The following is a 12416-nucleotide window of genomic DNA, read 5'->3' as shown; positions in this document are numbered from 1 at the left end:
AAATTCACCACAAAGAATGGGAACTCCGTCAATTGCAGCCTCAAAAAATAAACGTCCGATATGATTTGGGAAATATGGTATTAGAAGAAAATAATATTCATAGTATGCAGTACTCGAAAGGTGTAAAAGTAGTTTCATGGTCCCGAAATAGAATAGCATAAATCATTTAAAAAAATACTTATGAAAATACAATTTGCCTATACCATTCTATATGTAGCCGATGTAGAAAAATCGATTGTTTTTTATGAAAAAGCCTTTGGTTTTGAAAGAAAATTTATAACTCCTGATAAGGATTATGGAGAGTTGTTTACCGGAAATACGTCGATTGCATTTGCGTCTATAACACTTGCATCCGGCAATCTGAAACAAGGCTTTACAGAAAGTAGTTTAGAACAAAAGCCTTTTGCAATCGAATTGGGATTTGTAACTGATGCAGTAGCAGAAACGATACAACAGGCATTGCAGTATGGAGCACAGATTGTGGAAGAACCAAAACAAAAACCATGGGGACAAACAGTTGCTTATATAAGAGATATCGACGGATTTCTCATTGAAATCTGTACAGCTGTCGGATAAAAAGGAAAAGATATGCAAACCATAAAACCGGTTTTTAGAATTTTTGATCATCAGAAAGCGATCGATTTTTACTGTGGCTGGCTTGGATTTGAAGTTGTGGGGGAACACCGTTTTGGTGAAAATTTTCCGCTTTATCTCAGAATTCAGGGGCAGGGTGTAGAAATACATTTGTCGGAGCACCATGGCGATTGCTCACCAGGCGCTAAAATACATATTGAAAATGTACCTTCATTAATAAAATATCATGCCGCATTGCTTCAAAAAGACTATAAGTATAACAAGCCCGGTATTCAAAAGGCCTTTTGGGATTCTAAACTTTATCTTGTTGAAGTGATTGACCCGTTTGGAAATAAAATTATTTTTACAGGAAAAGAGCCAATTCAGATAAAAAGCGTTCAGAAGCATCTACTCCTTTCACATTTAATCCCATTCCGTGATATTGAGCTAAAACATTCTCAAACTCGTTTTTACGCAATAATCCGTTGTTTACAAAAATACAGTACAAATTCTGTCCGATAGCTTTATGCAAAAGTACAGCTGCTACAGTTGAATCAACCCCTCCTGATAAACCAAGAACAACTTTGTCATTTTTCAATTTATCCTGTAAGTCTGCTACTGTTTCTTCAACAAAAGCATTAGGCGTAAAATCCTGATTTACATGAGCAATGTGAACTAAAAAGTTTTTCAACAATTGGGCACCATCTGTTGAATGATATACTTCCGGATGAAATTGAATCGCATACGTATCTTCTCCTTCAATTCTGTAAGCTGCATTTTCTACATCTTTTGTGCTCGCTAATTTCACACCATTTACAGGTAATGATTTAATAGTATCTGAATGGCTCATCCATACCTGACTGTTAGCAGGAATGTTTTGAAAGAAAACTTCGTCTTGTTTTATAAAAGCAAGATTAGCTCTGCCATATTCACGCGTGTCTGAAGGTGCTACCTCACCTCCATTGAAGTGAGCGAGATATTGGGCACCATAGCAAACCGCTAATAAAGGCAGTTTTCCTTTGATATTAGACAAATCCGGGTGAAGGGCATCTTCAGAGCGAACTGAAAAAGGACTACCCGATAAAATGACCGCTTTAAAAGAAGATAAATCTTCCGGTATCTGGTTGTAAGGTAAGATTTCGCAAAAGATATTTAATTCGCGAACTCTACGCGCAATAAGTTGTGTGTATTGCGATCCGAAATCTAAAATAAGTACATTGTGTTGCATATGCAAAAGTAATCAAATCTTAAAAAATTAAAAATAATTTTAAATTTTAAATTATTAAAGTTGCGCAACCTTTAAATTGGAATTATTTTTGATGCACTCTTTAAAACAAAGAATTATTAATTTACACTTACTATGAAATTAAAATATAGCGTTTTAGCAATCACAGGTGGCATCATTTTGACTTCGTGCTCTTTGAAAAGCAAAGATAAAACGCCTGTATTTATTCAACCAGCTTTACTGGATACCATTTTTAACAATGCTTATGAAGGTACTATTCCCTGTCCTGATTGTCCCGGAATTGAAACAATAGTGCACATATACCGTGACAGTACCATATCGAGAACTGCCTATTATCAGGGCAGAGAGCAATTACCGGAAACAAAAATCGGAACGTGGAAACTTAAAGACTCTATTTTTGAAACGACATTTGACCGTGAAAAAATTATTTTATAAGATCAAATCCGGCAATGTAATTCTTCGCGTAGGTTCTGATTTTAAAGAGGTGGAAGGTAAACTGGCAAAAGATTATATACTGACTAAAGCACATCCTTTTGATGTAAAAAATATAATCGGCACCTATATTATCGGTGATACCCTCGGTGAATACAAAAAACTTGTCATAAATAATATAGCTAAGCAGCAATTCAACATTAGTTTCGAGCACCAAATTAAACAGGATAGTCTGCTGAACTGTTCATATGAGTTCAAAGCAAAACTCAATAAAGAAAACAATCTTGAAACAGATTTACAAACGCTTAATGATTCTTTAAAAGGACAAATAAAAATATTATTTACCAAACATGCCGCTCATTTATACTATAAAGATATATCTGCAAGTCAACCCTTTATCTTATGCAAAGAGCATCCACAGGAAAGTATGCAGGGCAGCTATAAATCCATTAATAACAGAAGTTATCAACAATAGTGTACGCTAAATTTTAAAAAATTTTGCATTGATATTTAATTAATATGTCAATACTATAGTTGTACCTAATGAAAAATATCATTTATAACAAACCGTTATAAACTACTTCACACCTGGTGGGTTGTATGTAAATAACGGTTATGGTTATCTTCCTGATTTTTATACTTTATTTATTATTGATTAGATTCCGGTTAAAATATAAAATTGGTAATCATTAAGGTAATTGACGAAGACATCAAAAGAATGCCAATTGCTAAATATATGTATCCGATGAGTTTGTAGCGCGGAGGTTTTATTTTTTCCATACCAGTATTAGTAATCTGAAAACCAATGATTAACAAAATTATGATTAATGTAATAATTATCATTTTAGAGTAGTAGTTTAATATTTATATCTGCTTTTTGTTTAATAATATGGCAAATTAATATTATTTATTTAAAATAAAAACATTTTAAGATTTTTATACTTTAATTCTTATAATCTCTAATAGTTACTATATTAGTTCTCACATCTTTAATAATAAATCGGTTGATTTCAAAAAAATAGAGATATATAAAATACCTCTATTATCCTACATTTACCATAAAATACTTCATATTGGATTTATACTCCAAAGCATTGTATTGCTACTTACTATACTCTTTTTATAAACGTTAGCTGCCTAACTCGATGGTTTGTACTCATAATTTTTTATTCTGATTATAGCAGATATTTTTCAATGTATAGCTTCAGCATTGTGGTTTTATACTCATCTAATCCATCTAAAACACTACTTATTTGTTGCTTAAATTCTTTCTCTTTAGATAATTTCCGGTATTCTCTTGCCAATTCAAGTCTGATTCGCTGCTTTAAATTCATGTTTCCAAAAGGGTCGAAATAGGAATCTATGCGAGAGAAATCTTTTACACCCGTCCACGTAAATTTCTCTTCTTTTACTTTTGTCAAAAGCGATAGATATTGATCAATACTTTCTTTAGATGTAATAGTATTGGTAAGTAAAGAGTTTTTTATCGCAAAAAACTGTTTTTCAATAGAAGTATCATCTTGTAAATATTCAAAAGCATATTCTATAAGCTTATTATTTACTCTTTGAAGTTGCTCTTGCCTGCCTAACAGATTAAACGACAGAATAGCATAAGCATCTTCTTTCATAAAATGATTTCTTATTTCTTCATCAGTTACAACTCCAAAAGTATTGGGTTGGATAATTTCATATCCGTTTTCTTTTAAATTTTTCTCAATGTCATCTTTATGAAAAGCTCCGATTACTACTAATACAGTATCTGATTTTCTATGATTTTCGAGCACTTTTTGTATTCTCTTCGATTGAAGATAAGTCCGATACAGGAATAATCGTCTTGGAAAATCAAATGCCGTTTTTTCAGGATGATTTGTATACCAGGCAGCAATACTGTCTCTGTAATTTTTACCATCTGCAAAATATAATCCATCTTCAAAATCTTCTTTTTCTGTGAAAGTAGTAAAACCAAGAAATCCCGTTTTTTGTCTTGTTAATTTAGGAACTTCCAAATCTTTTATTCCAAAACTGAGATCTAAATCTTGTTCTGTAGGCAACCAATCAATAGGATGTAAGGGGATTTTGTTTGCTTTTGCATACGGCACTATTAAATATTGCTGTTCATACGTGAATTCATAAAAATTATTTTTTGAAAATTCTTCCGGGGATCTTTCAATGCAAATTGCCGATGGATTTACTTTATTTATAAATGCTCTTATGGCTGCTGGTTGCTGATTATAGTTAATCAGCTGCGAAGAATGACCAACTCCAAGTACTACTACTTTTGCTTTCTGAGCAAATAATGACTGGATTGATAAAAAACAAATGAATAATAATGTTTTTACGCTCATTTTTTAATTTATGATGATATGTACTTTTTATTTACGGTATTTGGTTTTTGTTTCTTATAAACGTTACAAAATTTTTATTTAACTCCTTTTATTTCAATTTATATGATTACTCCCGTTGTTACTTATTTTTTACATTTCGTTATGACTTTCGTTTTGATGTTCTGTTTATAATGACATCAATTTAATCTTTTATTAAATAAAATTCAAAATGTTGTACACTGGCTGTGGTATTTTAGTTATGATACAGCAAAACCAATAACTATTCCATGTGTATCTTACAAAGATATAAATATCCTCAGTCAGCTTTAACCATTCAAAACAATTTATATTAAACTGATATTGTTTTTTTCATTCATGAATCGGATAATCCAGGAACAATTAACTGATAAATTCAATATTTTGAATTAAGAGAAAAGACTGTTATGAAATTTTGTTGCGTTTAATAATACTATAACTTTTATACTATACTTATTTATTTATCTTTACTGCAAACAATTTCAATCCATTAGAATTATTATATCGTATATAATAATATTGATTCAATAATTTTCTTTTAAAATATTATTATGATAAATTTTCAACTTACAGAGCAATTGAAGACAAATGGGTTTAGTATTAATACACTCAAAAAAATCATTAGCTTTAATGGAGGTAAAAGAAATTTTAATACACTTGACTATTATTGCATTTATATTGTTTTTGATTATGCAATCATTACTGTTGAAGGAATAGAATATGAAATAAAAGGTCCGAATATAGTGTATATTGGTCCGCATAATAATATTACCTATCAGGAAAACACTGAAGAAGAAAACACTTATTTAATTGCATTTTCTGCTTCATTTTATGAAAGGTCAGCTAAAGACAGCATGTTTCTTAACTCAGAATTATTTTACAATCTCACAGAAGATATTTTCATATCTCCTACCCGGACAACCGAACATGATATAAAAAGATTTGCTATTGAACGACTTGAACTGTATCAGGATAAAGATAGCGGACTATATAATTCTATTGCACACAATACTATTGAAGCTTTGATTTTGGATGGCTTTTTAAATATTGGAGATAACAGTCTTGAAGCTACTCGCGGTAACTTTGAAAATATTGACATCGTTAACAGATTCCGTGTTATGCTTCACACCAATTACAAACAACACAAAATTGTGAAGTATTATGCTGATAAATTAAATATAACACCCAGAAGATTAACTGAAATGACTGAGCAAGTTTTAGGTAAAACTCCTAAACAAATAATAACTGAACGTTTATTACAAGAAAGCATCAGGCTTTTAAAACATTCAAAGGTGAGCATCGGCGAAATATCATTCGAATTGGATTTTAATGACGAAGGAAATTTTGGGCATTTTATTAAAAAGCATACTGGTAAGACTCCAAAAGAAATAAGGAATCAGTCGATAATTGAAAAAGCTCTCAATTGATATCATAAAAAATACCGCTATGATTGCGGTATTTCTTTTTCTGTAATGCTTCTTAATCTTCTTTTGAAGCTTTAAAATTGATATTATTATAAGCTGATTTAGATAGAGTTTCGTCAGCCTCTTTTTCTTCATTCAGAGTTTCCACAAGAAGCTTGGCTACTTTGGTTTCTCCTAATGTTTTTGCAAAGTCAGCCAAAGTACCAAAGAAGGCAATTTCATAATGCTTACTTTTTTGAGACGCTGAAATGATTACCGCATTTCTTACCGGTCCTGTATCAGTACTATTTTTAAACTAAGTTTCATAAATAAAATGAAACATCCGATTACCTCTTCGATTATAAACAACCTATTTCGTTAGTATTATGGTACAAAATCTATTAACCAATCCTAACCAATAGAAATGCAACTTTTTGAGCCTGTTTTAATTTGACTAAATACTTCATCAAATTTGTTTATAATTACTGAAAGAGCATTCTGACCTATCAATTGACATTTGAATATTCGAAAGTATTTATTCAATACAACCAAAGCTATTGATAAAGAAGAACATTTCACGTAATATATGCTTGTAAAGCATAACCCTTTTTAAATGCTAAAGAAATGCAAAAGCCTGTTATATAATTGATCGTTAACTTTCAAATGATTATATTTAAGTGTTAAAAATGCTTAAAAAATTTATTAACATTTAAAATCTATTATATGGCAATTAAAGAACAGTTATTAAAATTAGCAAAGGAGAAAAACAAAGCATGTGTAACTATTTCTTTTAATACACACAGAACGATTCCTGATAATCTTCAGGATGAAATCCGATTAAAAAACTATATAAAAGAAGCTGAACAAAGACTTGAATCTGAATTTAACAAAAAAGAAATCGCTTCTCTTTTGTCAAACTTAGAGAAAGTAAAAAGTGGTTTTGAAGTCGATAAAAATATTGAAAGTATTCATATTTTTATTTCCAATGATACCCTTGAAATTATCCGATCAAACTGGCCGGTAACGAATGAGGGGGTACTCATTGATGAGACATTCGCCATACGCTCTCTTATCAAAAACTATAATCGTGAAGAAGAATACTATATTCTGTTTCTTACACAAAAGAATGTGCATTTATATTTAGCGAATAATGATGTACTCATACGAGAAATAGAAACAGATGATTTCCCGTTTAATGAAGAAAAGTACAACCTTATCCATTTAAACAAAAAAGCGAACAGTAATGAACATCTTGTAAAGGAGTTTTTTAATATTGTTGATAAAGCCGTTATTGCTGAAATTGGATCTTCTAATCTCAGATGTGTTGTTGCGACCACACATGATAATTTCAATACTTTAAAATTGGTTGCCGACCGGCCTAATTTATACTCCGGACATTTTTCCCTGAATTTCAACAGTTTTACAAAGAAAGACCTGAGTCATGGAGCGTGGGAGATTGTTACCGACTTACAGAAAAAAGAACGCAGTGAACTTATTGAAAAAATGAATCAGGCGGTTTCAAAAGGTGAAGTTCTGACGGATCTTCAGGAAATTTATCAGGCTGCTCTTGATGGAAATGCAGACTTACTTATTGTCCATCAAAATTTCACACAACCTGTAAAAATGAAAGATGAACGCACCTTTGATCTCGCAGAAAATGCCTCTGAAACAGGTGTGATAGATGATATTACAAGTACTATTGCATGGGAAGTAATCAATAAAAACGGTAAAGCAATATTTACCAGTCAGGATGAAATAAAAAATCTCGGGAACATAGCGCTCAAAACCCGTTATTAAATACCAAAAAGGTTCGATTTATATCGAACCTTTTTGTTTTAATAATAGCCTGGCCTGTTCCAAATCTTCACGCGTATCTATTCCTATGCTCGTATGATTTGTTTCCGCCATTTTGATTCGTTTTCCAAATTCAAGGTATCGCAGCTGTTCCAGTTTTTCTGAAGCTTCAAGTGTTTTCATCGGCAGATTTGAAAAATCAATAAGTGCCTGTTTTCGATAAGCATACACCCCTACATGTTGAAAATAACGAACACCAACATTGATATCCCTCGGATACGGTATCACTGAACGCGAAAAATAAAGTGCAAAATTATTTTGATCTACGACTACTTTTACATTATTCGGATTTTCTATTGCGGCCTGATCTGAAATTTCAAACATTAAAGAGGCTAAGTCTACAGTATGGTTTCTATCTTCATTAAAGATATTAATAAGACTTTCTATATTACTCTTGTTTATAAAAGGCTCATCGCCCTGAACATTAATCACAATATCACATGTAATATTTTCTATGGCTTCAGCAATACGATCACTTCCGCTTTCATGTTCTTTAATGCTCATTACAGCTTTACCTCCATTGTTTACGATCTCATTAAAAATAAGATCAGAATCTGTGACAACAAAAACATCATCAAATAATTGTGTGCCAAGAGCTGCCTCGTAGGTTCTTAAAATTACTGTTTTACCACCAAGATCCTGCATCAGTTTAGCAGGAAAACGCGTAGATGCGTATCGTGCCGGTATTACTGCTATTACTTTCATGTTTCTATATATTATTCCTGAAAAAAACTATCTTTAAAACCAATAAGGTATAATTTTTCTTTTGCACGTGTCATTGCTGTGTAGAGCCATCGGATATATTCTTTGGAAATGCCATCTGGTAAATATGGCTGTTCTATAAATACGGTATTCCACTGTCCCCCCTGAGATTTATGACAGGTTACCGCATAAGCAAATTTAATCTGTAAAGCGTTAAAATATTCATTTTCTTTTACTTTTTGCATTTTTTTATAAGCTGTTCGCTCATCTTCATAATCCAATAATACTTCCTGATACAATTTATTGGTTTCGTCGTAAGACAGAGAAGCAGATTCCGATTCTAAAGTACTCAGAAATACAATCGTATCAAATGGCTGAAGTGCCGGATAATCGATCATACGGACTTTTACCGAAGCAAATCTAAACCCGTATAATTCTACTATTTTATAAATCTGTAGAATTTCCATGATATCTCCATTTGCAATAAAGTCGGTAACAGTCTGGTTGTCTTTGAGCCAAAAATAATTATTCTTTACAACCATAACCATATCACCAACTGATATTTCACTTTCTTTATCTAATATTTTATAGCGGATCTGCTGATTGTACTGGTTGGCTCTTTTATTGGAACGAACTATGAAAACCGTTTCTTCTACTCCATGGTTACTGTAGGCATCCTGAATAGCGTCCAGTATCTCATACCCATCCTGCAGAGGAACGATATCATTAAATGGTTTTACATCAAACTGAAAAGTATCTAAAAAATAAGAATCTAAAAGTTCTCTTAACTCAGTAGCATTATATAAGATACCGGAATCTAACTCCTGGCGCATTACTTCATCCAACTCAATATGAGTAACTTCCATCTGATAATTGAGAGAAAGTGTATCAGTATTGAGCGCCGGACTTACTTCCTGATGCACGGGTGGTAACTGTGCCGTATCTCCTACTAAAATCAATTTACAATTTTGTCCTGAATAGACATAATACAATAAATCATCCAATAACGAACCATTAGTGTACATATTAGTATCTGTACTCACATCAGAAATCATGGAAGCTTCATCGACGATAAAAATGGTATTTTTAAATTTATTAGCTTGCATGGTAAATGCCATTCCAGTATTCTTATCTTTTTTAGGATAATAAATACGCTTGTGTATGGTATATGCCGGTTGACTGGAGTAGTTAGCAATAACCTTAGCAGCTCTACCGGTTGGTGCCAGCATTACATATTTTTTATTGATGTGACGAAGCTGATTAATAAGAGTAGAAATCAATGTCGTTTTACCAGTACCTGCATATCCTTTTAAAACAAATATTTCATCTTGCTGATCATTTGTAACAAACTGGACTACCTTTTGTAAGAAAATATCCTGTTTCAAAGTAGTCTCAAAAGGGAATTTACTTTTAACCAAATGATAAAATTCTGAAGGAGTCATCAATGTAATTCTTTTAATAAATTAAGTTATCAAAGATAAGATGTTTTTAAATCAGAATAAGATTTGTGGAAGGTTTTAAAAACTTTAAAATAACAGTAAGTCTTTTTAAGATAAAAAATAATAAAACACTCATAAACAATAGATTAAACTCTTTTTTATTTTGATCTGAAACTCAATGTGTCTATAATGGCTCCTAAAATATTGAATAAGAATTATTTTTTTAACAATTAAAATCAATATAGAAAAAATAATACAAAATAAAAAACATCAAAAACTCATTTAAATCTTAAATAAAATAGTTATGAGTAGTACTGTTAAACTAATGCTTAAAACATCTCAATACAACAAATTGAACTTTCTTTTTTCTAAATTTGGGAAATCATTTTCAATTAAAAGACGAAAAAATGGAGAGAAACAACATTTTATTTAACAGAGAAGTACTGTCATTTTTATTGGGTACTTCTTCGATTTTTACATTTTCCAACACCTTATATGCAAACAAATTACCCGGAAATTTCAACAGTACACATCAGATAATTTCAGACAACAAACTACCTAAAGTAGTAGTATTGAATACATACGGTTCTTTTGTCTCAGAGTTAGAAAACTATTCCATTCCTACCACCGAATTAACAGGAAGTTTCAACGAATGGTTTTCATTAGATGCTAAGCATACTTTTGAACTCGTTAAAGAGTATACAGATGCATTAGGTATTAATCATCAAAGCTATCAGCATCTTTTTGATGGTCATAAAATAGATGGAGAATTCATTCTGGTACATTCAAAAAATAATATCGTTCAGGTAGTAAACGGACAAATCAGTCAATTTAAAGAATTAAATACAACTGCCTCTGTTACTGATGAAGATGCCATTGCAGCTTCAGTAAGACATTTTGGTATTGAAAATGCTACCATCAATGCTGTAGAAAATGTCATTGCAAAAATACCTGTAGAAGGAAATGCGCAATTGGTTTTCATAAAAAAAATAACCCTTTCTTCTGCCTTTCCACTTAAAAGTATGGTATTATATATTGACGCGCAGTCTGGTGCTGTCATTAATGAATATAGTAAAATCAAACACGCAGATGTACAGGGAACAGGAACTACATATTACAGAAATACACAGCCGATTACAGTTGACAGTTACAACGGACAATACCGATTAAAGGATACCGGACGTAACATTCATACCTTAAACGGAACAAACATTAACGGAATAAACAATGGAGTCTTTACAGGAACTTCAGAATACACGAGTTCTTCAACTACTTTTAACTCAGTTTCCGCAAGACCGGCTGTAGAGGTTCATTGGGGAATGGGTAAAACGTATGATTATTATAAAAACATACACAACAGAAACAGTTTTGACGGTAATGGTGCTATCGTAAGAAATTACTATAATGCAGGAGCAATTATGGGTACAGATTCTAATGCAGGAGCAATCGATCAGCCGGACTTTATTGTAGGAATGGTTTATGGAAGCGGTGAAGCTGGTTTTATGACTCCGGTAGTAGGATTAGATGTTGCCGGACATGAATATTCTCACTTAGTAATTTCAAGAAGTGATAATGGAGATTTGACCTATCAGGGTGAATCAGGTGCATTAAATGAAAGTTTTGCTGATATATTTGGAACAGCTATTGAATTTTACACCAATTTATCGCCAAACTGGACTGTAGGTGAAGATGTGTTTACACCATCTCCAGGGTATATGAGAAGTATGTCTGCTCCAAAATCAGGAAGTGCAATGTATGGGCTGCAACAGCCAGACACCTATAAGGGAACATACTGGGCATCAACAACCTCACCGGTAGATGATGGTGGTGTGCATATCAATAGTGGTGTAGGAAATCACTGGTTCTATTTACTTAGCGTAGGTGGTTCAGGAACCAATGATATTAATAATCAATATAATGTAACTGGTATTAGCATACAAAAAGCAGAAAAAATTGCTTACAGAACCCTTAATATGCTGACTCCAAACGCACAATATATCGATGCTTATAATGCATCAAGAATTGCTGCTGCTGATTTATACGGCGCTAATTCAAATGAATTAAAACAAGTAGGCGAAGCATGGTGGGCAGTGGGTATTGGTGACAGAAGTGCAGCTGTAAGTGAAAATGAATTCAACAATAACATTTCTGTATATCCAAATCCAACAATTGATAAAATCTTTACTATAAATGTCGGTTTATCTGAAGCTACTACTTTTGAAATTTATAATATCTTAGGTAAAAAAATAAGAAATTCAGTTAGTCTGGAAGAAGGACAAAATACCATCAATGTATCAGAGGTACAGGCAGGTATCTACCTTCTGAAATTCAATGTAAACGGAAAATCTTTTTCTAAAAAACTAATCATCAAATAATTATTCGATTGATTTACTTATCTGAAAGCCGG

The 12416-nt window shown here is 32.1% G+C and carries 10 protein-coding genes and 3 pseudogenes; 7 read left to right on the top strand and 6 right to left on the bottom strand.

From position 1 onward, the window contains the following. Positions 1-180 precede the first annotated feature (180 nt). Positions 181-576: a VOC family protein gene (locus tag QW060_RS24645; protein ID WP_290361985.1), complete on the top strand. Its 396-nt coding sequence runs from the start codon at positions 181-183 to the stop codon at positions 574-576. A gap of 12 nt (positions 577-588) precedes the next feature. Beyond that, a pseudogene (locus QW060_RS24640) lies at positions 589-924 on the top strand (glyoxalase superfamily protein); the annotation flags it as partial. A gap of 25 nt (positions 925-949) precedes the next feature. Here the strand turns inward: QW060_RS24640 and guaA are convergent. After that, positions 950-1801, bottom strand: a pseudogene (guaA, locus tag QW060_RS24635) (glutamine-hydrolyzing GMP synthase); the annotation flags it as partial. Between the two features lie 132 nt (positions 1802-1933). Between guaA and QW060_RS24630 the strand changes: the two are divergent. Further along, positions 1934-2254, top strand: a complete 321-nt coding sequence (locus QW060_RS24630) for a copper resistance protein NlpE N-terminal domain-containing protein (RefSeq protein WP_290365347.1) — start codon at positions 1934-1936, stop codon at positions 2252-2254. After that, the gene (locus QW060_RS24625) at positions 2217-2726 is read left to right on the top strand and encodes a hypothetical protein (RefSeq protein ID WP_290365346.1); all 510 of its coding nucleotides are present in this window, start codon (positions 2217-2219) and stop codon (positions 2724-2726) included. Before QW060_RS24630 ends, QW060_RS24625 begins: the two co-directional genes overlap by 38 nt. Positions 2727-2917: 191 nt before the next feature. Here QW060_RS24625 and QW060_RS24620 read toward each other — a convergent pair whose 3' ends face one another. Then, entirely contained in the window at positions 2918-3094 is a 177-nt protein-coding gene (locus QW060_RS24620; RefSeq protein WP_290363095.1) for a hypothetical protein, read from the bottom strand. A 332-nt stretch (positions 3095-3426) separates the two neighbouring features. After that, positions 3427-4596 carry a hypothetical protein gene (locus tag QW060_RS24615; protein ID WP_290363096.1) on the bottom strand — a complete coding sequence of 390 codons (1170 nt, stop codon included), beginning with the start codon at positions 4594-4596 and terminating at the stop codon, positions 3427-3429. A 566-nt stretch (positions 4597-5162) separates the two neighbouring features. Here QW060_RS24615 and QW060_RS24610 point away from each other — a divergent pair. Then, a complete protein-coding gene (locus QW060_RS24610; RefSeq protein ID WP_290363097.1) occupies positions 5163-6038 on the top strand; it encodes a helix-turn-helix domain-containing protein in 876 nt (291 codons plus the stop codon). Between the two features lie 52 nt (positions 6039-6090). On the opposite strand, the pseudogene QW060_RS24605 reads toward QW060_RS24610, so the two are convergent. Further along, positions 6091-6306, bottom strand: a pseudogene (locus QW060_RS24605) (YciE/YciF ferroxidase family protein); the annotation flags it as partial. Between the two features lie 431 nt (positions 6307-6737). Here QW060_RS24605 and QW060_RS24600 point away from each other — a divergent pair. Further along, a complete protein-coding gene (locus QW060_RS24600) occupies positions 6738-7811 on the top strand; it encodes a baeRF3 domain-containing protein (protein WP_290363098.1) in 1074 nt (357 codons plus the stop codon). A gap of 18 nt (positions 7812-7829) precedes the next feature. Here QW060_RS24600 and kdsB read toward each other — a convergent pair whose 3' ends face one another. Both kdsB and QW060_RS24590 read right to left on the bottom strand, forming a co-directional pair. Beyond that, positions 7830-8573, bottom strand: coding sequence for a 3-deoxy-manno-octulosonate cytidylyltransferase (kdsB, locus tag QW060_RS24595; protein ID WP_290363099.1), 744 nt, complete (start codon positions 8571-8573; stop codon positions 7830-7832). A gap of 11 nt (positions 8574-8584) precedes the next feature. Beyond that, entirely contained in the window at positions 8585-10012 is a 1428-nt protein-coding gene (locus QW060_RS24590; RefSeq protein ID WP_290363100.1) for an ATP-dependent DNA helicase, read from the bottom strand. A gap of 404 nt (positions 10013-10416) precedes the next feature. Between QW060_RS24590 and QW060_RS24585 the strand changes: the two genes are divergently transcribed. After that, complete coding sequence (locus tag QW060_RS24585) at positions 10417-12384, top strand: M4 family metallopeptidase (protein WP_290363101.1); 1968 nt, start codon at positions 10417-10419, stop codon at positions 12382-12384. Positions 12385-12416: the final 32 nt, after the last annotated feature.

The sequence above is a fragment of the Paenimyroides ceti genome (assembly GCF_030409925.1).
The sequence above is the reverse complement of the archived record's forward strand: the minus strand, read 5'-3'. Positions and strand labels throughout refer to the sequence as shown.